Below are 21,957 nucleotides of genomic sequence, written 5' to 3'. Positions count from 1 at the left end.
GGAACGGCCATCCCTGGCCAAACAACCGGCCCCCTGCCCTACCGAGCTGCCTTCAGCGCCGCATGGGCCGCCGCAAGCCGCGCGACCGGAACACGCGGACCCGAGCAGCTGACATAGTCCAACCCCGCCTCATGACAGAAGGCGATGGAGGCCGGATGGCCGCCGTGCTCGCCGCAGATGCCGACATGCAGGTTGGGCTTGACCGAGCGGCCCCAGTCCACGGCCAACTGCATGAGCTTGCCCACGCCCTTCACGTCCAATACCTCGAAGGGGTTGTCCTGCAGGATGCCGGACTGGTTGTAGAGCGGCAGGAACTTGTTCTCGGCATCCTCGCGCGAGAAGGAGAAGGTCGCCTGTGTCAGGTCGTTGGTGCCGAAGGAGAAGAACTCGGCCTCCTCGGCAAGCGACTCAGCGCGCATGCAGGAGCGCACGACCTCGATCATGGTGCCGAACTTGAAGTTCACCGGCTGGCCGTAAGTCTCGGTCACCTCGTCGTGGATGGTATCGACGAACGACTTGACCAACCGCAACTCCTGCGCGGTGCAGACCTGCGGCACCTTGATCTGGGGATGGACCTCGATGCCGGCCTTGGTGCATTCCGCGGCCGCTTCCAGGATCGCCCGGATCTGCATCTGGTAGATCTCGGGGAAGGTGATGCCGAGACGCACGCCGCGATGACCCAGCATGGGGTTGGTCTCGTAGAGCGCACGGACCTTGCGCAGCATCGCCTCTTTCTTGGCGATGGCATCCTCGACGATCGCCGGATCCACCATGCGGCGAAGCGACTCGACATCATGGCGAACGTTCTCGGGCGAGTGCAGCAGCCCCATCGCACCGGCCAACACCGTCATGCCGCGGGTCGTGCGGGCCAGGACGCGCAGGTCCGTCAACTCGCGCTCGAGGACATGCTCGTCGGGCAGGAACTCGTGGATCGGCGGGTCAAGCAACCGAATGGTGACCGGATTCGGTGCCATCACCTCGAACAGATCGCGGAAGTCCTTGCGCTGCAGCGGCAGCAGCTTGTCGAGTGCGGCCTGACGTGTCTCCGGCGTCTCGGCGACGATCATCTCGATCACGACCGGCAGACGCTCCACATCGTTGAACATGCGCTCGGTACGCGCCAGACCGATGCCGACCGCGCCGTACTTGCGCGCACGCCGGGCGTCCTCGGGCGTGTCCGCGTTGGCCATGACCTTGAGCCGGGCCACCTCGTCCGACCAGCCGAGGAGGACGTCGAGCTCGGGCGTGAAGTCGGGTTCCACGGTCGGGATGGCACCGAGATAGACCTTGCCCGAGGTGCCGTCGATGGTGATGACGTCGCCCTCTTTGAAGCTGGTCAAGCCGACCCGCGCCTCGCGCCGGTTGACATCCACGCTGATGCCTTCGGCGCCGGCGACGCAGGGCTTGCCCATGCCGCGTGCGACCACCGCGGCATGGGAGGTCTTGCCGCCGCGCGAGGTGAGGATGCCTTCCGCCGCGAAGAAGCCGTGGATGTCCTCGGGCTTGGTCTCCTCGCGGACCAGGATGACCTTTTGGCCGAGCTCGTGACCGAATTGCTCGGCGCGATCGGCATCGAAGACCGCAATGCCCGATGCCGCGCCCGGCGATGCCGGAAGGCCCTGTGCGACCGACTCGGCCTTCACGGTCGGATCCAGACGCGGGAAGAGCATCTGCTCGAGCAGATCGGGCTGGATGCGCAGCAGCGCCTCTTCCTTGTTGATCAGTCCCTCGCGCTCCATCTCCACCGAGGTACGTACCATGGCGACCGCGTTCATCTTGCCGTTGCGCGTCTGCAGGCAGAACAGCTGACCGCGCTCGATGGTGAACTCGAAGTCCTGCACCTCGCGATAGTGGGTCTCGAGCTTCTCGCGCAGGATGTCGAGCTGCGCGGCCATCTCGGGCATCTCCACGCGCAGCCGCGAGATCGGCTTGGGCGTGCGGATCCCGGCGACCACGTCCTCGCCCTGGGCGTTGACCAGATACTCGCCGTAGAGCTTGTTCTCGCCGGAGCCCGGGTTGCGCGTGAAGGCCACACCGGTCGCGGAGTCGTCTCCGCGGTTGCCGAAGACCATGGTCACCACGTTGACCGCAGTGCCGTTGGCCATCTCGGGTGTGATGTGGAATTGTCTGCGGTAGTCGACCGCGCGCTTGCCGCCCCAGCTGTTGAAGACGGCCTTGATGGCGATCTCCAATTGACGGTAAGGATCTGAGGGGAAAGGGTGGCCGGTATGGGACTCGACGACCTTCAGGAAACGCTCGCTGACCTCCTTCAGATCAGACGCACTGAGGTCGACGTCCTGCTTGGCGTGCGCCGCCTCCTTGACCGTCTCGAGCTCATGATCGAAGGCGGCATCCGGCACCCCGAGCGCGACCTTGCCGAAGAGCTGGATGAAGCGGCGATAGGCGTCGTATCCGAAGCGTGCGTCCCCGGTCGCACGGATCTCGCCCTGCAGCGTCTCCTCGTTCAACCCCAAGTTCAAAATGGTGTCCATCATGCCGGGCATGGACATGGCCGAGCCCGACCGCACCGAGACCAGCAGCGGCTTGTCCGGATTGCCGAACCCCTTGCCGGTCTTCTTCTCGACGGCACGCATCTGCGCGTGAACCGCATCCATCAGCCCGTCCGGCAACGCATGATCGGGGGAGTCGAGGTATTCCAGGCAGGCCGCGGTCGAGATCACGAACCCGGGCGGAACATTCAGCCCCATCTGGGTCATCTCGCAGAGATTGGCGCCCTTGCCGCCGAGTAGTCTCTTGTCCTTGCCGTCCCCTTCTTCGAATGCGAACACGTGTTTGGTGGTTTGGGATGCCATTGTTCGAATGTACCTCTCTCGTCTTTTCGTTGCGGGTGATCTGGACGCGAGCACGCGGACCCGTGCCGCGGCAACCGTCGTATTGTCGCAGAGCTTTGCGGTCGGGTCGGGAGGAATTTCGTGCGGGGGGTGCCGGGGGGAGAGCTTCCTGCCTCCTGCCTCCTGCCTCCTGCCTCCTGCCTCCTGCTTCCTGCCTCCTGCCTCCTGCTTCCTGCTTCCTGCTTCCTGCCTCCCGCTTCCTGCTATCAGCTATCAGCTATCAGCTGCGTAGGCTGTGCTGACGATAGGAAGCACAACGCCCGATGGGGGCTGGGGGGCTGGGGGCTGGGGGCTGGGGGCTGGAGGCTGGAGGCTGGAGGCTGGAGGCTGGAGGCTGGAGGCTGGAGGCTGGAGGCTGGAGGCTGGGGGCTGGGGGCTGGGGGCTGGGGGCTGGCGGCTGGCGGCTGGCGGCCTCAGCGGCCGCAACTCCGCAGATACGCTCGCCAGCCCCCGAGCGCACTGATGTCTCGCGCGCCCTCCGACGCAAAACCCTCGCAGATGAAGCCCTTCTCCCAACGGCCGTCGGCCAGCTCGACGCTGCCCAGGCCGAGCGGTGCGGGGATGCCGGCGAGGAAGCTACCGACGGTCGTCTGCGGTAGCGCCCAGACCTCGACCTCGATCGCGACGCCGTCAGTCGGGGCCCGGATCAGACCGGGACGCTCGGGAGGACCGCCGGGGAGTGCGTAGAGGCGGTAGCAGGACGCGGTTTTGGTTGCGGATAGGAGACGTCCTCCGCGTTCGATCAGTTGGTGATTGAGCGCGAGTCCGGAGAGGTGGGCACCGCAGACGACCAGAGGCATCATTTCGGGCGCGGTCTCCTTCGGGTCTTCCGCGGGACAGCCAGGCTCCGGTGTCGAAGCCGGCGACACCGGATGTCCGGTCGCGCCTTGGGTGGGCCACTCGCTCTGGCTCGGATCCAGATGCAGGCGTTCGGACAGACGCGCCAGAACCGCGTCGCTGAAGGCGGGGCCGAAGAGGGTCACGCCGAACGGCAGACCGTCGGGCCGCATCCCGGCAGGTAGGGCCACGGCGGCCAGGTCCAGCAGGTTCATATAGTTGGTGTAATAGCCCAGGTTGCTGTTGAGCCGGATCGGATCGGCTTCGACCTCCGCGATTCGATAGGGCGTTGCGATCGTCGGAGTCAGGATGCAGGTCAAGTCGGCCCAATACGCGTCGGCAGTGCGCTTGATCTCGGCCAGCCGATATTGGGCCTTGAAAGCATCGACCGCGCGTGCTTCGGCGGCCGGCTCGATGATGGCGCGGGTAACCGGGTGCAGGGTCTCGGGGCGGGTTCGGATCCAGTCCTCGATCGCCGCGTAACGCTCCGCGACCCAGGGGCCATCGTAGAGCAGTCGCGCCGCCTCGACGAAGGGGGTGAAATCGATGGCGACCGCCTCGCCGCCGAGTGCGCTCAGGCGTGCCGCCGTCGTCTCGAACAGACTGGCGCTTGCCGTATCACCGAACCACTCGAGCTGGGCGGGTACGCCGAAGCGAAAGGGTGCATCGACCGCTTCGCCCGCAAACCGCGTCGGCAAGGGAGCGGGCCGCGAAAAGGGATCTTCGGGGTCAAAGCCGACGGCAATCGGCATCAGCACGTCGGCGTCGGCCACATCCAAGGTGAAGAGACTGACACAATCGAGCGTGCGGCAGGCCGGCAGGACGCCGCGGGTGCTGACGAGGCCGCGGGTCGGCTTGATACCGAACAGGTTGTTGAGCGCCGCCGGGACACGTCCGGAGCCGGCGGTATCCGTCCCCAAGGCGAAGCTGACGAGCCCGTGCGCGACCGCCGCGGCGGAGCCCGAGCTGCTGCCTCCGGCGATATAGCTCGGATCGAAGGCATTGGGCACGGCACCGTAAGGCGAGCGGGTACCGACCAGACCGGTCGCGAGCTGATCGAGATTGGTCTTGCCGATGGGCAGCGCACCGGCGGCGATCAGGCGCTCGACGACGGTGGCGGAGCGCTCCGGTGTCCATGCTAGCTCCGGAAGCGCGGCGGTCGTCGGCACACCCGCGAGATCGATGTTGTCCTTGATCGCGAAGGGGATGCCGTAGAGCGGAAGCGTCTCGGGATCGGTCTCGGACAACCGCGCCAGATAGGGCGCAAGCTCGGCGTCGGACAGGACATGGATCCAGATGTTGTCTGCCCCGTGCTCGGCGATCCGGGTGCGGATCTGATCCACCAGCGTCGTCGGCCTGAGACGGCGCTCGCGATAGGCGGCGAGGAGATGACGGATCGAGAGGTTCAGGGGCGTCTGCAGTGTTCGGCTCATGCTGTTGTCTCCGTTGCGTCGGCGGCCGTATCCAGAACCAACAGTGCCTGACCGGGTGTGACCTGGGCGCCGCTCCGACAGAGGATGCGCGCGACCCGCCCGCTCCGGTCGGCGTGCACCGCAATCTCCATCTTCATTGACTCCAGAACCAGCAGCACGTGACCCGGCTCGACCTGCTCCCCGATCTCCACGGCGAGCTGCCAGACACTGCCGTGGACATGGCTCTCGATCGCCAGCTCGCTCGGCGAGAGCCGGAGCGACTCGGCCTGCTCGTCGATGTGCCCGGATGCGCCGGTGCCGACATCCTGATCGACCTCGAGCTGACCGGCTGCAGCCCAGCGCTCGCGCTCGGCCTCGAAGGCGGTCTGTTGGCGTGCCTTGAAGGCCGCGATCGAATCCGCGTTCGTCTGCAGAAACGCCTGGTATTCGGCGAGGCTGAACCGCGTCTCCTCGATCTGTAGCCGAAAACCGCCGCGCGGAAAGGCCTCGCGCAGCTCGGTCAGCTCCTGCTCGGAGACCGGATAGAAGTGGATCTGGTCGAAGAAGCGCAGCAGATAGGGCCGCTCGAAATCCGGGGTGCGTTTGAAGCGGTTCCACATCTGGAGCGTGCGTCCGACGAACTGATAACCGCCCGGCCCTTCCATGCCGTAGACACAGAGGTAGGAGCCACCGATGCCGACCGCGTTCTCCGGTGTCCATGTCCGCGCCGGGTTGTATTTGGTGGTCACCAGGCGATGTCTTGGATCCAACGGCGTCGCGACCGGCGCGCCCAGATAGACATCGCCCAGACCCATCACCAGATAGCTCGCCTCAAAGAGGATGCGCCGAACCGCCTCGATGCTGTCGAGCCCGTTGATGCGGCGGATGAACTCGATGTTGCTCGGACACCAGGGGGCATCCGGTCGCACCGATTGCATGTATTTCTCGATCGCGAGCCGGGTGGACGAGTCGTCCCAGGACAAGGGGAGGTGCACCACGCGCGCCGGAACCGACAGAGACTCGACATCCCCGAGCGCCTGCTCGCGCGCGACGAGCCGATCCAACAGAGCCCCGAGCTTCAGCGTACGGCTGTCGTAGCGCACCTGCAGGGAGCGGATGCCCGGGGTGAGCTCCAGCACGCCCGGAATCGGCTCGGCCCGGAGCGAGAGCATCAGTGCATGCACCCGGAAACGCAGCCCGATATCCAGCACCTGCGGGCCGTACTCGACGAGCAGATCCTTGTCGCCCGAGGCCCGATAGGTGACACCGACCGGATGCTCGGGCGGATCGATCCAACGCAGGCGCGGGTCCGAGGGAGGCAAGGTCTTGGCCTTCACTGCCGCCGGCGCCGCAAGCCGGAGGATCATGTCGCCCTGCGCAGCCTCCAGCGCATTGGCGGTCTCCTGAGAGACAGGTACAAAACGCACCCGATCACCCGGTCGGAGCTGACCCAGACACCAACGATCCGCCGAGATCACGGTCGCCGGGCAGACGAACCCGCCCAGACTCGGCCCGTCAGGACCCAGGATCACGGGCATGTCGCCGGTGAAATCCAGCGTCCCCAGGGCATAGGCGTTGTCGTGGATGTTCGATGGATGCAGTCCGGCCTCGCCGCCGTCGGGCCGCGCCCAGGTCGGCTTGGGGCCGATCAGACGCACGCCGGTGCGGCTCGAGTTGTAGTGCACCTCCCAGTCGGTCACGAAGAGGGTCGCGATGTCCTCGTCGGTAAAGAACTCGGGGGCACCGTGTGGGCCATAGATGACCCGAAGGATCCAGGTGTCGCCATAGCGCGGGATGAGTGCCTCGGGGAGACCGGACGCGCTCGGGCGCCCGGCGCTCCCGTCCGTGAGCTTCTCGGCGAGCGGATCCGGATCGGAGTCCAGATGCAGTACATCCCCGACCTGCAACGGACGCCCGCCGTGCCCGCCGAATCGGCCGAGTGTGAAGGTGGCGCGACTGCCGAGATAGTTCGGCACCTGCAGGCCGCCGCGCACCGACAGATAGGCGCGCGCCCCGGACCCGACCAGGGCTCCGAGACGCAGCACCTCCCCCGCGCGCACAGCGACGGGACGCCACCAGGGCAGCGCACGTCCGTCGATCTGTGCCGCCATCTCCGCACCGGTCAGACAGACGAGCGCATCGCGATTGAAGCGCAGCGTCGGGCCCGTGACCGTCAGCTCCAGCCCGGCGGCGTCGGACGGATTGCCGAGCAGACGGTTGCCGAGCCGGAACGCCAGATCGTCCATCGGCCCCGACGGGGGGATGCCGACGTCCCAGTAGCCCAGTCGGCCCGGCCAGTCCTGTACCGTGGTCTGGGTGCCGGCGGCGAGGACGTCGATGGTGTCGGGCCGATAGTCGAGGCCCTCCAGCGTCGCCGTATGGTGGCGGCCGGCCACGACCTCCGGATCGCGAATGACCTGGCGTAGATAGGCGAGATTGGTCTCGATGCCGGCGATCTCGGTCCGCTCCAGCGCCTCCCCCAAGCGTGCGAGTGCCGCGGGGCGATCCTCCGCATGGACGATGACCTTGGCGAGCAGCGGATCATAGTAGGGCGAGACCTGGGTGCCGCTCTCGATCCAGGTGTCGACGCGTAAGTCCGGCGGAAGCTCGACATGGGTCAAGAGCCCAGCGCTCGGCTGAAACCCCTTGCCCGGATCCTCGGCGTAGAGACGGACCTGGATCGCATGACCTCGCGGCTCGACAGCCAGCGCGCCGAAATCCGGAAGACTGCCCGCCCCCAGATGCACCATCCACTCGACCAAGTCGACCCCGGTCACCGCCTCCGTGACCCCGTGCTCGACCTGAAGACGCGTGTTGACCTCCAAGAAATAGAAGGCGTCGCGCTCGGGGTCGTTGATGTACTCGACCGTCCCCGCCGAGCGATAGGCGACCGCGGCACCGAGTCGGCGCGCGGTCTCCAGCATGGCGGTGCGCAGCTCGGGCGGGAGGTGCGGCGCGGGGGTCTCCTCGACAACCTTCTGATTGCGCCGCTGCAGCGAGCAATCGCGCTCGCCGAGCGCCACGACGCCGCCGAGCCCGTCGCCGAAGATCTGCACCTCGATGTGTCGCGCCCCGCGCACATAGCGCTCGAGGAAGATCCCGGCGTCGGCGAAGTTACTTTGACCGAGCCGACGGACCCGCGCGAAGGCATCGGTCAGCTCCTCGGCATCGGCGCACTGCTGCATCCCGATCCCGCCGCCGCCCGCCGTGCTCTTGAGCATCACCGGGTAGCCGATCCGGTCCGCCTCGCGTCGGGCCTGCTCGGCGTCCTCCAGCAGACCGCTGCCGGGCAGCAGGGGTACGGCGTTGGCAGCGGCGAGCTCGCGTGCACGGTGCTTGAGCCCGAAGTCGCGCAAGTGCGACGGGGTCGGTCCGAGAAAGACCAGACCACGCTGCTCGCACGCCTCCGCGAAGCTCGCGTTCTCCGAGAGGAAACCGTAGCCGGGATGGATCGCCTGCGCCCCGGTCGCCTCGGCCGCGTCCAGGATCCGGCCCATGTCCAGATAGGACTCGGCCGCCAACGCCTCGCCGATACAGACCGCCTCGCCCGCCAGGCTCACATGCCGCGACCCGGCATCGGCGCGCGAATAGACCGCCACCGACCCGACACCCAAGGTGTCCAGCGTGCGGATGATGCGGCAGGCAATCGCGCCGCGGTTGGCAATCAAGACCTTGTCGAACATCGTCGGCGATTCCGAGCGGTCGCGGGTCGTCCCGCGTCGATAACATGACCCACAGGGTCGTCCCCGAGGTCGTCGAGCCGTAGGTCGGATTAGCGTAGCGTCGTCATCCGACAGTCGATCTCGCAGCAGTCCGCAGCGTCCCTAGGAATGCCTCTCACGGAGACACGGAGATCACGGAGACTCCGAGAACGTTTCATCATTCCCTCCGTGCCTCCGTGTCTCCGTGAGAGCAACCCTGATTGCGGGCACCGCAATCAGTCCCAGATGAGCATCCGCGCCGGCGTCGGGTTATAGGCATTGCACGGATTGTTGAGCTGCGGACAGTTCGAGACCAGGACGACGAGGTCCATCTCGGCGCGCAGCTCGACATATTTGCCGGCGTCCGAAATGCCGTCCTCGAAGGTCAGGCGCCCCTCGGGCGTCACCGGCACGTTCATGAAGAAATTGATGTTAGCGGTCAGGTCGCGCTTGCCCATGTCGTAGCTGGATTCGGCCAACGCGATCAGATAATTGTCGCGGCAGTTGTGCATCGGCCGCTTTTCCAGCGCGTAACGCACCTGATTGGACTCGGCGGCGCAAGCCCCGCCTAGGGTGTCGTGCCGCCCGCAGGTGTCGGCGACGATGGTCGCCATCGGGTTGCCGTCGTTGGAGAGCAGGACCGAGCCGGTGGTGAGATAGAGGCTGCCTTGGGCGCGAATGGTGTCGACGGCGCTATAGCGCTCGGCGGGGTCACGGGCGTTGTAGAAGAGTGTGTCCACCGCCTGGTTGCCCATGAGGTCGAGGATGCGCAGGGTCTGGCCGGCCCGCAGCGCATGCAGCCAGGGCTCGCCGGCCGGGATCTCGAAGTCGTAGACGGCGTCGGAGGGATCGCGCCTGCTCTCGACCAGGTTGGCCGTGAAGTCGGCGACGGGAGATGACTGGTTCGGGATCTCGATCGGAATCTGGGTCGTCATACCGGTGCCCTCAAAGCTGACAGTGATGGATGGCCGTGTTGGCGAAGCCTCTGCCGTTCTCCGGACAGGAGATTCGGCAGGGGTCGTCCTCGGCGGGGGGATCGGCGCGATAGATCGCCAGATCCACCGGCTTGGGCGACCACTCGGTCGCCGGGTCGAGAGGATGCGGGCAGGTGTTGAGTACCACCAAGGTGTCCATCTCGGCACGCAGGTCGACATGATCGCCGGCCTTGGAGTGGCCGGACTCGAAGCGCATGATGCCGGCCTCGTCGACCGCGACCTTGCTGAAGAAGTTGACGTTGGCGACCAGATCGCGACGCCCCAGACCCCATTTGCCCAACTCGATCAGGAACAGCTCGCGGCCATTGCGCAGGAAGGCATTGCGCGCCTCCTGATAACGGGCCTCGCCGAAGCGCTCGCGCACCAAGGCTGCGTCGCTCACCCCGCAGAAGGTGTCGTGCCAGCCGCAGGTATCCTCCGTGATCGAGACCAGAATCCGACCCATGTCGGAGTAGCAGACATGACCCGCGGTCAGAAAGGCCGTGTGCTGCGCCTTGAGCGTATCGGCCATGTTGTAGCGCTCAAGCTTCTCGTGCGCGTTGTAGAAGAGCGCCGAGCAGTTGGCCCCGCCACGCCGATCGGTCAGGCGCAGCGCAAAACCGCGGCGAATGACGAAGGACCAGTTGCGCGCACCGGGCAGCAGCTCGGTGTGGACGATGCGCGAGGGGTCTAAGGGCTCGGTGGTCATGAGTGGTTTCCTCGGGTGTTGGGATTGGCGGAGCCTCGTGCTTCCTGCCTCCTGCCTCCTGCCTCCTGCCTCCTTCTTCCTGCTCTTAGCTTTCAGCTATCAGCTCTGAGCTGGGTGGGCTCACCGCTCACCTCCGGGAGCTGGTGGCTGGTGGCTGGTGGCTGGCGGCTGGCGGCTGGTGGCTGGCGGCCGCCCCAGGACCTCCGCCAGCGTCCCCGCATCCGTCTGCCCGATCGGCAGGTCGTAGGTGATGCCGGCGCCGTAGGCTTGCGGCGCATCCGGGTCGTGGCGCAGCTTGTCGAAGACCAGCAGACGCGTGCCCAGATAGAAGCCTTCGCGGATGTCGTGAGTGACCATGAAGACGGTCAGGTTGTTCTCGCGCCAGAGCCGCAGGACCAGCTCGTGCATGTCGCGGCGGATACCCGGGTCGAGCGCGCCGAAGGGCTCATCGAGCAGCAGGATGCGCGGGTGCATCACGAGCGACTGGGCGAGCGCGAGACGCTGCTGCATGCCGCCGGAGAGCTGGCTCGGATATTTCCGCAGTGCTTGACCGAGACCGACCGCCTCGAGCATCGCGACCGCCTCCCCTTGCGCGTTGCGACGGGCGCCCCCGAAGAGCCGACCCGTCACGGGCGAGGCACGCAGCTCCAGTCCCAGCAGCACGTTGCCCAAGACAGAGAGATGCGGGAACACCGAGTAGCGCTGAAAGACGATGCCGCGATCCGGCCCCGGCTCGGCGGGAAGCGGTTCGCCGTCGAGCAGGATCCGCCCGCGGCTCGGCGTCTCCTCCCCCAGCAGCAGGCGCAGCAGCGTGGTCTTGCCGCAGCCCGAGGCCCCGACGATGGTGCAGAACTCGCCCGGCGCCACGGTCAGGTTGAGGCGCTCCAGCACGACCTGATCGCCGTAGGTCATCCAGACGTTCTCGAAGCGGATCCGCGGTGTCATCGGCCCGGCTCTCCGGTGTGATACCAGGGGAAGGCCCGGCGCGAGATCTGCTTGAGCAGAAAGTCGGTCAGATAGGCGAGGATGGTGATCCAGACCACGTAGGGCAGAATGACATCCATCGCGAGATAACGGCGCACCAAAAAGATGCGATAGCCGAGCCCCTCGGTGGCTGCGATCGCCTCGGCCGAGATGAGGAAAAGCCAAGCGGTGCCGAGCGAGAGCCGCACAGCATCGATCAGCCGCGGCACCACCTGCGGCAGGATGACCCTCAGGACGATCTGCCAGCTGTTCGCGCCCAGGGTTTGTGCCTTGATGATCAGCTCGCGCGGCAGCTCCTGCACCCGCTGCTGAAGATCGCGCACGATGAAGGGCGTGATGCCGACGACGATGAGCACCACCTTGGAGAGCTCGCCGAGCCCGAAGACGATGAAGAGGACCGGCAGAACGGCCATCGGCGGGATCAGCGACAGCACCGCGACGAAGGGTGCAAACCCGGACCGGATCAGCGGGATGGCGCCCAAGGCAACCCCCAATATCAGGCCGATCGCCGCGCTGATGCCGACACCCTGCGCGAGCCGTCGCAGACTCGCTCCCGTGTCCTTCCACAACAGGATCTCGCCAGTGCGCTGACTCGGCTCGCTGGTCAGACGGACGAAGGACTCGGCGAGCGTGCTGAAGGAGGGCAACAGCTTGTCGTTCGGGTTCTCCGCCAGCCGCGCATCCGAGGCCAACAGATAGACGAGCGCGAGGACCACGAAGGGCAGGAGCGCAAGGGCCGCGGTCGAGACCGGGCCGGGGCGTTGGTTGATGAGTCGTTTCATCGGTGGTCCTGGATTGGGCAGTGCGCATTTCGCCGGACGTTGTTAGCGGCCAGCCTCCAGCCTCCAGCCTCCAGCCTCCAGCTCTCGGAGCCTCGTTGGTGCATCAGGTTCACACCCTCCTCGAAGAGCACGTGACAAGCTCTCCAATCAAGGCACCCGCACCCTTTTGTCGAAACGCCGATAGCTGATAGCCGATAGCCGGTAGCCGATAGCCGATAGCAAATAGCTCATAGCTGATAGCTGATAGCTGATAGCTGGAGGCTGGCGGCTGGCAGCCGGCGGCTCTCAGATCACAGCGCCCCATCCGCCGCCATCTGCATAAAGCCCGCATCGAAGCGCAGCTTGAGATTGCCGTCGTCGCCGAAGTAGCGTTCGCCGGGGAAGGCGACGCCGATGAAACCCGGGTTTGGCGCGCCCTCGCCGAGCAGGCCATGGTCGAAGGAGAAGCTCGCCACCTCCTCCATGGTCAGCGGCAGCTGTTCGCTCTTGGCGAAGGCCACGGCCTCGGCCGGCTCGAAGAACATCTTGGTGCTGGCAAGCTGGGCGTCGTAGCCGGCGAGATCCGTCCCGGACGCCTTGCCCATCGCGGTGCGTGCGGCGCGTCCGGCCTCGTCGTCCTTGGACATGATCGACATGGTCTCGTACCAGGCGCCGACCAGGGCCTTGCCGAGCGCCGGGTTGGCCTTCAGCGTCTCGGTGTTGACGACCATGAGGTCGATGATCTCGCCGGGGATCCGGCTCGAATCGAATACCTTATTGGTGTTCGGCATGGCGAGGATCTCGGAGACCAGTGGATTCCAGGTCACCACGGCCGTGGGGCCGCCCGAGGCAAAGGCCGAGACCATATCGGCGTCCGAGGTGTTGACGACGGTGACCGCGCGCTCGGTCAGACCCACACTCGCCAGCGCGCGTGCCAAGAGATAATGCGAGACGGAGAGTTCGACCAGATTGACCTTCTGCCCGGCGATCTCGGCCAGCTCAGCCTTGTCGCGGAGGATGACGGCGTCGTTGCCGTTGGAGAAGTCACCGATGATCAGTGCCGTGGAATCCACGCCGCCGGCGGCCGGGATGGTGAGTGCGTCCATGTTGGTCATGACGCAGCCGTCGAAGGCCCCGGCGGTGTATTGGTTGATCGACTCGACATAGTCGTTGATCTGCACGACATCGATCTCGATGCCGTACTTGTCCGCCCATTTCTTGACGATGCCGGACTCGGCGGCATAGTCCCAGGGCATCCAGCCGACATAGATGCTCCAGGCGATGCGGAACTGATCCTTGGCCAGTGCGTTGCCGGAGACGGACAAGGCCGCGAGGAGGAGAAGGACAGCCGGCCCGAAGACGCGGGTATTGGGACGGTTGGACGCAGTGACGGTCATGGCAGGCTCTCCCGAGGTCAGGTTACGAAACGGAACGCAGGAGAACCTGCATGCAGGTGATCTCCCGGGCTTTTATCCCGCCGTGTAACCCGCCCCCGGTCGATGCGCCCTGGACCTTTCGAAAACCGGTTTCAGCCGGCTCGGGAAGGTGTTCGGACGGATCGGCGGATCAGGTCGGCAGCTCTCGGACCAGACACCCGCGGTCAGCGGATCGGAACCCTAGCCACCTATTCGCCGAATTGTCGCGTGAGCTGCAGGGCGGACGACGCACCTGCAGGTTCTCCTGAAACAGCGAGAAGCAAATCATGCGCCAACGACGGCAAGTGTCGCGGCGAGCAGCCGCTCGGCCCCCCCGCAAGAGGAGGGGGAGAGTCTAATGCCTTGTTTGAAATTACTCGCCCCCTTGCGGGGGGAGGGCCGGGGAGGGGGACGCTTACCGCTGCGACAGCGCCTTGAGTCCCAGTCATCCCGGCGGATGTCCATCCGGACCCAGGCATCCGCACAGCAAAGGCGCATTCAGGACCGAACGGCGCACAATTCAGGTGCGCTTAGTCAGCGACGTTCGTGCCGACTGAAGTCGGCGTACCCGGGGGCCGATTGAAACCGGCGTACCCGGCCCTGGGTACGCCGACTTCAGTCGGCCCCCGGGGAGGCGGACTTCAGTCCGCCGTATGCTGCGCTCGACGTCGCCGAGACGCCGCACCGCTTGAACAAGACCCCGACGTTTCGACAGATAAGGTGATTTCGGGGTTTAAACCGCGCCCGGTGCGGTATGCGTCATTTGTTGGAATGGCTTGGCCCCGCCAGCTCCGACGACTGTCGGAGCTGGCGGGGTTTAAGACTCTAAAAAATAAACCATTCTAAACCGCGTCCCCACTAAGAGCCGTGCATGCACCAAACGTTCAAGCTCACTCGAAACGACCATCTCGCTCTAGACGCGGTTTAGTTCCGAACCGGCGACCGGCCGCGGCCATCAATACTCGAAATTCCAGTCGAGACCCAAACCGCCCGGATCCAACCGAACCCGCTTCTCGACCACGCCCGCCGGGACCCGATCGCCCAGGATCAGACTGATGTCGGCACGCTCCGACAGCCAGGTCGCCAAGTCGGTCTCGCCGTTGAGGCCGATCCGCCGTTCGGCCCGCGCCGTGAGCGTCAAGAAATCGCGTCGGTCGTGCGGATCGGGTAGCTCGGCAAGGACTTGACCCAACGGGCGCGAAAGCAGCAGAAAGAGCCCTACCCCCTGCTCGCGATCCAAAACCTCGCGCACCAGCTCGCGCGAACGCCGATCGGTCAGGGTCGAAGCGAGCACGAGGGCACGATCCGGGTAACGCGCAACCAGTCGGTCGAGGGCCTGGTCGGCGAGCCGCCGCAACCGCATGCCGCCCGGACAGCCCGCGGCGGGCTCCGGAAGACCGACGATCAGCAAGCGCAGGATCCCGAGCCCCTGGCGTGCGAGCAGGGTCGGCAGGCCGCGTACCGCAAAGCGATCGAGATCCTTCATCGGCTCGGACAGATCGGCGTAGGGGATCAGCTGGGGATGGTGCTTGAGCTGATTGTTCCGTACGGGGGCATAGCTCCAGCCGTCGAGATGACGATCAGCCGCCCAGCGCTCGTGCTCGATGATGGCGAGTCGCTCGACCTCCAAGGGCGTCAGGACGAAGGATTCGACCATCTCCTCCGGCACCGCTCGGGCGTCGGTCACGGCGAGCTTGGCCCAGACATGATCGGCCTGGTGGCGATTGGCCTGGCGATAGGAGGTCGCCAACAGCTCCCAAGGCTGACCTGCAGGCTCGAGGTTCGGATCACGACCTTGAGCGGCGATGCTGTCGCGATAATGATCGTGGATGGTCCGGGCCACCTCGTCGCCGCGTCCGTCGAGCAGCACGGAGGCGCGACAGACCTCGCGAAGATAGGAGACCGGGATGATCTGGCCGTCCCAATCCGCGATCCCACCCCGAGCCGTTGCAGATCCGACCTCGTGTGCCAGACCGATCTCGAACAGGATCGGGGGTGAAACGCCCTGGATGTCTGCAAGGTCGCGCGCGAGCTGCCGAACGGTCTCGACAGCCTCTCCCGCCGCGTCCGGGAAACAGACAACGGCAAGTGTGACGGGCACGGCATCGATCTGCGGTGCGGTAGACGCCCGTGTTTCCTTCGAGCATGCCTCGTGCAGCATGTTCGCGAGGTCATCGATGGGTCCGAATCGGATGTCCGCGACCTCGGGTGCCTGTGGATAGGCGTCCAGGAATGCGGCCGCAACCGCATCGCTGTTCGCGCAGACGACACTGATGCGCGGCCGGCCGGTCCCGTACTGGATGAGGCGCAGGGCATGCACCAGGATCGCCTGAGCCGGATCGGCAAAGCCGGCGATGAGCAGATGAGGCCGTTGACCGAAGCGCGGATCCATGCCGAGGTGCAGCGGCCAACGGTTCAGCAGGGCACGTGCAGCACGATTGCGGATCGCGAAGGTCTCCAGCCGCAGGAGCCCGCTCGGGTCCGGCACGGGAAGCGGCGGCGGCGGATCCTGCCCGTGCATGAGGATCAGGCGTTGGGTCGCTCGCCGCCTCAGCCGTCCGCGCGGCTCGGCGCGGGCAAGGATGCCTTCGACCAGCGTCGGCGCGTCCGGAGGATCGGCCAGGATAAGGGTTCGAATCCGTTTCGGATCGAGCATCTCCAAGCGCTGTGCGTCGATCCGCAGGGCCTTGCGGCCCTCCAGGCGCAGGCCGTCGACGACCAGATTCGCAAGCGGCCCTGGGCCGCAGACCAAGATCGGCAGCGGGCCGAAGGCAATGGGCATCCGGTCTCGCATCCTCAGCGTGCGAGGGCATGCTCGACGAGCGCAGGCAGCCTCTCCGGCGCGTCCGCCAAGTCCGACACCTCGACCAGGTCGCGCTCGGCCTCTCCGACATCGACACCGACATCGGGAAGGCCCACGCCGTCGCGACGCCAGTCGGCAAGCCGATCTGCGGTACCACCGCTGCCGGCGAGCACCAGGACGCGACCGCCCGTGCGCAGTCGGTGCATCACATCCAGACGGGTGATCTCCCCGCCGGCCGCGACCAGCATCAGCGTGCCGCGCCCGCGGGCCAGACGGTCGGCCACGGCGCTGATCCAGGGCGACTCGTCGCCCCAGCCGTCGCCCGGCACCAGTATGAAATGGGTGTGGTCGGGATCGAGCGACGCCTTGCCGACGTTCTCGACAGGCTGCTCAGGCTTGGCCATGTCGATCGCCACGACACCTTGCGGCGCAATTCCGATCAGCGGAAAGCGCGCACCGGTGCAGCGGCGCGCCCGCCCCATCAGCGCCATGACACCGAAGGCGGTGCCTCCGTCGATCACGGCCGCGCCGAGCGCGTCGAGTCGCGGCGCGATCCGTTCGAAGAGCTTCAGCAGCGCGGGCGCCACTGTATCGGACAGATTCGCGGCACCGCCGACCAGGATCAAAACGGGTCTCGGGTGTGTCAACCCCGCACCGGTCAGCGCGGCGTCGAGATCATCGGGCTCGGGGCACGCATGCGGATGCGCGATCCACACCGAAGGCGCGAGACCGGCGCGGTTGCTCGTTGCGTCCAACGGCACGTCATTCCGTCTCGTGGAGGACGTTGCCCGCCTCGTCCCGAAGCGTCACGCGCATCGGAATCCCCTGGCGAATGCTGGCCGAGACCACGCAGAAGTCCTCGAAGAGGCCCTTGCAACGCGCGAAACGCGGGGATGCCGTCACGGCCTCTCCGAGGATCAAGGTGATCTCCATCCGGCCGACGCGCAGCCGCTTCTTCTCGTTGCGGACCATGACGCAGACCGCCTCGGCACGCAGACAGTTGTCCGGCGGCTCCTCCTTGAAGACGCAATAGAGCAGACTCGCGCTCAGACAGTTGGCCGCGGCGGCGGCAAGCAGGCGCGAGGCGTTCGGTCCCTTTTGCTCGCCCAAGGGGGGAGGCTCGTCCATGAGCAGATCCGCGGCGCGCTTCCAGTCGAAGGCGACATTGATCTGAAAGCCTTCCTGCTGCTCGAGATGAATCTTGAAACGGCCTTCTTCGGACATCGGGGTGACTCCAGCGTCGATAGGTAACCTGTCAGAAATAGATTGAGCACCGAATCTAATCGTTGTCGTTGTCGTTGTCGTTGTCGTTGTCGTTGTCGTTGTCGTTGTCGTCGTTGATGTCGATTACGATAAGCGTGGGAAAGGTATTCTCTCGTCGAGTTGTTTAACTTATTTTTGAACCCTTCCTACGGCTCGGATCAAGCGGATGAGCGGACCGACTCCGAATCACTCCGCTGCGCAACCGTTCGGCGGCTCGCATCGCCGAGCCGCGAGCCACGGGTCTTCGGATCCCGCACGCGACGCACGCCGGCGGCCCGGATGGAGTCCGGATCGGCCGCGTAGGTCCGCCAGTCGCCGCCGGGAATCAGCGAGCGATCACGCACGGATCCGCGAAAAAGGTAGATCCAGGCCCGTCCGTACGGCGTCGCCAGCAGTTGGCGGTCGTAGAGTGTGGGATAGTCCTCGAGTCGATCGAGCCGGCGCAGGCCGGCATGATCCACGGCGTAGACCTCGCCCTGGATCGCGGTTGCGCCGCCACGCACCGCGCCCGGATAGGCGCGGAGCAGATACAACGAGAAGCACGCCGCCGTGCGATGCGACCCCAGATACTCCGCCTGCGCGAGCAGAGGGTGATTGACCTCTCCGCGCAGCAGGGTCCCGTAGACAAAGACGCGCTGTCTCATCAGGCTTCGATGCGGGTGCCCAGCAGATCGAGGAACTTGCGCATCCACTCCGGATGGGCCGGCCACGCCGGGGCGGTCACCAGATTGCCGTCGGTATAGGCATTGGAGACGGTCTCGTTGACCTCGCACCAAGTGCCGCCCGCGCGCTCCACCTCGGGACGCACGGCCGGGTAGGCGGTGCAGCGCTTGCCTTCGAGAATCCCCGCGGCGGCGAGGATCTGCTGACCGTGACAGACCGAGGCGATCGGCTTGTCGCCGGCCGCGAAGTGCCGGACCAGCTCGATCACGTGCGGATTCAAGCGGAGATACTCGGGGGAGCGCCCGCCCGGGATGACCAAGGCGTCGTACTTGGCCGGATCGACCGTGTCGAAGTCGGCCGTGATCGCGAAGCGATGACCCGGCTTCTCGCTGTAGGTCTGGTCGCCTTCGAAGTCGTGGATCGCGGTGCGCACCCAGTCACCGGGCTTCTTGTCCGGACAGACGGTATAGACCTTGTGGCCCACCATCTGCAGGATCTGAAGCGGTACCATCGCCTCGTAGTCCTCGACATAATCGCCGACCAGCATCAGGATCTTCTTCACCGCCATGATTCTGTCCTCGTTGTGATCAAAGCTCGTGCAGACACCAAACTATAACACCCGCGCCGGGCGACGTTCGCCGGCGCCCCGACCGCAATGCCACCGCTGATCGACCCGTTCCGGTGCACTCGGCGGGCGCCCGAACGGGCCGACATCATCCTCCGCGAGAGACCTTTATGCCGAGCATCAAGCCACCCATCGCCGTCTTTGCATCCTTCTCGGGTGCCGGCGGGGTCGAGCACATGCTCGTCAACCTCATCCGCGGTGTCCTTGACCTGAGTCAGCCCGTGGATCTGGTATTGATGCGCGCCTCCGGTCCACATCTCGCCCGGCTCCCGGACGAGGTCAACCGGATTGAATTGGGGACCCGCCACAGTGCGCTCGCTGCCCCGGCGCTCGCCCGGTATCTTCGGCGCCGTCGCCCCGCAGCCCTCCTGGCAGCGAAGGATCGCGCCGGCCGGGCCGCGGTGCTGGCGCGGGCGCTGGCCGGCACGGACACCCGCCTGGTGATGCGTTTGGGCACGCACCTCTCCGCGGCGATGGCCGAAAGGACCGGATTCGAGCGTTGGCTACGCTATACCCCGATCCGTCTGCTCTACCCGCGGATCGATCACATCGTCGCCGTCTCCGAAGGCGTTGCGCAGGATACCGCCCGGATTGCCCGCCTGCCGAGCGAGAAGATCAGCGTGATCCGCAACCCGGTCATCACGCCGGAGCTGAACGGCTTGGCCGCCGAGCCCTGTCCGCACCCCTGGCTCGCGCCGGGCGAACCGCCGCTGATCCTGGGCGCAGGGCGCCTGCAGCGTCAAAAGGACTTTCCGACGCTGATCCATGCCTTCGCGCGGCTGCCGCGGGACATCGATTGCAGACTCGCGATTCTCGGCGAGGGCGGCGGCCGAGCCAAGCTGGAGACGCTGATCGGGGAACTCGGTTTAAACGACTGCGTCGCGCTGCTCGGCTTTCACGACAATCCCTATGCCTTTCTGGCGCGTGCCCGTCTGTTCGTGCTGTCCTCCGCCTGGGAGGGCTCGCCCAATGTCCTGACCGAGGCCATGGCGCTCGGCGTCCCCGTCGTCTCGACCGATTGCCCGAGCGGCCCGTTCGAGCTCCTGGACGGCGGACGCTATGGGCCGCTGGTGCCGGTCGGTGATGTCGATGCGCTCGCCGATGCGATACAGCGCACCTTGGAGCATCCGTTGCCCCCAGAGACGCTGCGTTCCGCCGTCTCCGACTATACGCAGGAACGCAGCGCCGAGCGCTATCTGGAGGTGCTCGGTGTCGCCCGCTGAGTCTGCTCGCCCGGCTCATTCCGCACACCCCGTGCGACCCCGTACCCGCTCCCTTGCCGTCATCCAAGCAGGCGCTCCGGAGCACCCATGAACTTGGTCCTGGTCGGCCGGATCGTCGGGATCTATGCCCTGATCTTCGGCATCACCTTGATCGGTCCGATCCTGGTGGGTGTCTGGTATCGGGAAGCGGAGGTCGCGCACTTCCTCTGGCCGATGGTCGGCTCGCTCGCGGGCGGCGCTTTCCTCTGGCTGATCGGTCGGCGCCGCTCACGCGAACTCAGCGTGGGTGACGGTTATCTGGTCGTGACACTCTTCTGGGTGCTGCTGAGCATCCTGGGTGCTTGGCCGCTGATGAACGGCTTCGGTCTCTCGCCGGTCGATGCCCTATTCGAATCCACCTCCGGGATCACCACCACGGGTGCCACCGTGATCGACGGTCTGGACACCATGCCGCGCTCGCTGCTCTTCTACCGCCAGCAGCTGCAGTGGTTCGGCGGGATGGGGCTCATCGTGCTCGGGGTCGCGGTCATGCCCATGCTGGGCATCGGCGGGATGCAGCTCTACCGGGCCGAGGCGCCGGGGCCGCTCAAAGAGGAGAAGCTGACCCCGCGCCTGACCCAAACGGCACGCGCACTCTGGCTGATCTATTTCGCACTCACGCTCGCCTGCGCCGGCGGTTATTGGCTTGCGGGGATGACGCCGTTCGATGCCGTCGCCCATAGCCTATCGACAGTATCGACCGGCGGCTTCTCGACCCACGACGCCAGCATGGGCTATTTCGCAAGCCCTGCCGTCGAGGCGGTGGCCGTCGTTTTTATGCTCTTGGCCGCCATCAACTTCGGCGTCCATTACCTGGTCTGGCTCAATCGCAATCCGCTGCAATATCTGCACGATACCGAGGCCAGGACCTTCCTCGGCTTCGTGCTCGCCATGGTCGCGCTGGTCGGTCTGATCCTCTACCTGGAAGGCCCCTACGACCGGATTCATGCCAGTCTGCGCGATGCCTCCTTCGAGGTGGTCTCCATCGTCACCAGCACCGGGTTCGGGACCGTCGACTTCGCCCACTGGCCGGATTTCCTCCCGCTCCTGTTGATCTACATCAGCTTCGTCGGCGGCTGCGGCGGCTCGACCGCCGGCGGGATGAAGGTGATGCGCGTCCTGCTGATGGTCAAGCAAGGCGCCCAAGAGGTGCGCCAACTGATCCATCCGCACGCCATCCTCCCGCTGCGCTTGGGCCGACGCATCGTCGACCCGCGGCTCGCACGCTCGGTCTGGGGCTTTTTCGCGCTCTATACCTTTGCGGTCGCAACCTTGACACTTTTGATGATCCACGCCGGCCTCGCCCCGCTGGATGCCTTCAGCGCCGTCGCCACCTGTCTGAACAATCTGGGTCCGGGTCTCGGCGAGGTCGCCCTCACCTTCCAATCGGTCAGCGATCTGGGCAAGTTGCTCGGCGTCGTCGCCATGCTGCTCGGGCGTCTGGAGATCCTGACCATCCTGGTGATCCTCTCGCCGGCCTTTTGGCGGCGTTGACCGCCCGATCATCTCGACTCACCGAGCCCTTCGGAACGATTCAAAAACGACCAAAACCCGTAGGATGGGTAGAGCGCAGCGAAACCCATCCTCCAGGCACCCACGCAACGCGATAGCCGGAGTTGCAATCAAGCCCCGGGTGCCGGTCCGCACTGGCTTTTGCTAAGGTTCCGGTACGCAACCTCATTCATCGTACTCGCGG

At 65.9% G+C, this 21,957-nt stretch carries 15 protein-coding genes and 1 riboswitch; of the genes, 2 read left to right on the top strand and 13 right to left on the bottom strand.

Annotated elements, in window-relative coordinates:
- Positions 1 to 38 precede the first annotated feature (38 nt).
- The 13 genes from ppdK to BDD21_RS11930 form a co-directional block, all read right to left on the bottom strand.
- Positions 39 to 2,813, bottom strand: a complete 2,775-nt coding sequence (gene ppdK, locus BDD21_RS12000; protein WP_120797368.1) for a pyruvate, phosphate dikinase — start codon at positions 2,811 to 2,813, stop codon at positions 39 to 41.
- A gap of 452 nt (positions 2,814 to 3,265) precedes the next feature.
- Entirely contained in the window at positions 3,266 to 5,122 is a 1,857-nt protein-coding gene (atzF, locus tag BDD21_RS11985) for an allophanate hydrolase (protein ID WP_120797367.1), read from the bottom strand.
- The gene (uca, locus tag BDD21_RS11980) at positions 5,119 to 8,784 is read right to left on the bottom strand and encodes an urea carboxylase (protein WP_120797366.1); all 3,666 of its coding nucleotides are present in this window, start codon (positions 8,782 to 8,784) and stop codon (positions 5,119 to 5,121) included. Before uca ends, atzF begins: the two co-directional genes overlap by 4 nt.
- A gap of 254 nt (positions 8,785 to 9,038) precedes the next feature.
- Entirely contained in the window at positions 9,039 to 9,737 is a 699-nt protein-coding gene (locus BDD21_RS11975; RefSeq protein WP_245969559.1) for an urea amidolyase associated protein UAAP2, read from the bottom strand.
- 10 nt (positions 9,738 to 9,747) lie between these two features.
- Positions 9,748 to 10,485: an urea amidolyase associated protein UAAP1 gene (locus BDD21_RS11970; protein WP_120797365.1), complete on the bottom strand. Its 738-nt coding sequence runs from the start codon at positions 10,483 to 10,485 to the stop codon at positions 9,748 to 9,750.
- 120 nt (positions 10,486 to 10,605) lie between these two features.
- Positions 10,606 to 11,430 carry an ABC transporter ATP-binding protein gene (locus BDD21_RS11965; RefSeq protein WP_245969556.1) on the bottom strand — a complete coding sequence of 275 codons (825 nt, stop codon included), beginning with the start codon at positions 11,428 to 11,430 and terminating at the stop codon, positions 10,606 to 10,608.
- Positions 11,427 to 12,251 (bottom strand): ABC transporter permease, encoded by an 825-nt coding sequence (locus tag BDD21_RS11960; RefSeq protein ID WP_120797364.1) that lies wholly within the window; start codon positions 12,249 to 12,251, stop codon positions 11,427 to 11,429. Before BDD21_RS11960 ends, BDD21_RS11965 begins: the two co-directional genes overlap by 4 nt.
- Before the next feature lie 290 nt (positions 12,252 to 12,541).
- Complete coding sequence (locus BDD21_RS11955) at positions 12,542 to 13,627, bottom strand: putative urea ABC transporter substrate-binding protein (RefSeq protein WP_120797363.1); 1,086 nt, start codon at positions 13,625 to 13,627, stop codon at positions 12,542 to 12,544.
- 59 nt (positions 13,628 to 13,686) lie between these two features.
- Positions 13,687 to 13,861, bottom strand: a riboswitch (guanidine-I (ykkC/yxkD leader).
- Between the two features lie 739 nt (positions 13,862 to 14,600).
- Complete coding sequence (locus tag BDD21_RS11950) at positions 14,601 to 16,427, bottom strand: RyR domain-containing protein (protein ID WP_120799884.1); 1,827 nt, start codon at positions 16,425 to 16,427, stop codon at positions 14,601 to 14,603.
- 14 nt (positions 16,428 to 16,441) lie between these two features.
- Positions 16,442 to 17,209: a hypothetical protein gene (locus BDD21_RS11945; RefSeq protein ID WP_245969554.1), complete on the bottom strand. Its 768-nt coding sequence runs from the start codon at positions 17,207 to 17,209 to the stop codon at positions 16,442 to 16,444.
- A 1-nt stretch (position 17,210) separates the two neighbouring features.
- Positions 17,211 to 17,672, bottom strand: a complete 462-nt coding sequence (locus BDD21_RS11940) for an OsmC family protein (RefSeq protein ID WP_120797362.1) — start codon at positions 17,670 to 17,672, stop codon at positions 17,211 to 17,213.
- Between the two features lie 197 nt (positions 17,673 to 17,869).
- On the bottom strand, positions 17,870 to 18,355 hold the full coding sequence (locus BDD21_RS11935; protein WP_120797361.1) for a gamma-glutamylcyclotransferase family protein: 486 nt from the start codon (positions 18,353 to 18,355) through the stop codon (positions 17,870 to 17,872).
- Positions 18,355 to 18,942 (bottom strand): DJ-1/PfpI family protein, encoded by a 588-nt coding sequence (locus tag BDD21_RS11930; RefSeq protein WP_120797360.1) that lies wholly within the window; start codon positions 18,940 to 18,942, stop codon positions 18,355 to 18,357. Before BDD21_RS11930 ends, BDD21_RS11935 begins: the two co-directional genes overlap by 1 nt.
- A 167-nt stretch (positions 18,943 to 19,109) precedes the next feature.
- Between BDD21_RS11930 and BDD21_RS11925 the strand changes: the two genes are divergently transcribed.
- Together BDD21_RS11925 and BDD21_RS11920 are read left to right on the top strand one after the other, a co-directional pair.
- Positions 19,110 to 20,222 carry a glycosyltransferase gene (locus BDD21_RS11925; RefSeq protein WP_120797359.1) on the top strand — a complete coding sequence of 371 codons (1,113 nt, stop codon included), beginning with the start codon at positions 19,110 to 19,112 and terminating at the stop codon, positions 20,220 to 20,222.
- 87 nt (positions 20,223 to 20,309) lie between these two features.
- A complete protein-coding gene (locus BDD21_RS11920) occupies positions 20,310 to 21,755 on the top strand; it encodes a TrkH family potassium uptake protein (RefSeq protein ID WP_120797358.1) in 1,446 nt (481 codons plus the stop codon).
- Positions 21,756 to 21,957: the final 202 nt, after the last annotated feature.

This window comes from Thiocapsa rosea (genome assembly GCF_003634315.1).
Taxonomy (GTDB): domain Bacteria; phylum Pseudomonadota; class Gammaproteobacteria; order Chromatiales; family Chromatiaceae; genus Thiocapsa; species Thiocapsa rosea.
This window is presented reverse-complemented; position numbering and strand designations above follow the sequence as displayed.

Bases quoted from the DNA above. Each gene is read 5' to 3' on its own strand.
- ppdK (WP_120797368.1), bottom strand. From the start codon at position 2,813: ATGGCATCCCAAACCACCAAACACGTGTTCGCATTCGAAGAAGGGGAC.
- atzF (WP_120797367.1), bottom strand. From the start codon at position 5,122: ATGAGCCGAACACTGCAGACGCCCCTGAACCTCTCGATCCGTCATCTC.
- uca (WP_120797366.1), bottom strand. From the start codon at position 8,784: ATGTTCGACAAGGTCTTGATTGCCAACCGCGGCGCGATTGCCTGCCGC.
- BDD21_RS11975 (WP_245969559.1), bottom strand. From the start codon at position 9,737: ATGACGACCCAGATTCCGATCGAGATCCCGAACCAGTCATCTCCCGTC.
- BDD21_RS11970 (WP_120797365.1), bottom strand. From the start codon at position 10,485: ATGACCACCGAGCCCTTAGACCCCTCGCGCATCGTCCACACCGAGCTG.
- BDD21_RS11965 (WP_245969556.1), bottom strand. From the start codon at position 11,430: ATGACACCGCGGATCCGCTTCGAGAACGTCTGGATGACCTACGGCGAT.
- BDD21_RS11960 (WP_120797364.1), bottom strand. From the start codon at position 12,251: ATGAAACGACTCATCAACCAACGCCCCGGCCCGGTCTCGACCGCGGCC.
- BDD21_RS11955 (WP_120797363.1), bottom strand. From the start codon at position 13,627: ATGACCGTCACTGCGTCCAACCGTCCCAATACCCGCGTCTTCGGGCCG.
- BDD21_RS11950 (WP_120799884.1), bottom strand. From the start codon at position 16,427: ATGCCCATTGCCTTCGGCCCGCTGCCGATCTTGGTCTGCGGCCCAGGG.
- BDD21_RS11940 (WP_120797362.1), bottom strand. From the start codon at position 17,672: ATGTCCGAAGAAGGCCGTTTCAAGATTCATCTCGAGCAGCAGGAAGGC.
- BDD21_RS11935 (WP_120797361.1), bottom strand. From the start codon at position 18,355: ATGAGACAGCGCGTCTTTGTCTACGGGACCCTGCTGCGCGGAGAGGTC.
- BDD21_RS11930 (WP_120797360.1), bottom strand. From the start codon at position 18,942: ATGGCGGTGAAGAAGATCCTGATGCTGGTCGGCGATTATGTCGAGGAC.
- BDD21_RS11925 (WP_120797359.1), top strand. From the start codon at position 19,110: ATGCCGAGCATCAAGCCACCCATCGCCGTCTTTGCATCCTTCTCGGGT.
- BDD21_RS11920 (WP_120797358.1), top strand. From the start codon at position 20,310: ATGAACTTGGTCCTGGTCGGCCGGATCGTCGGGATCTATGCCCTGATC.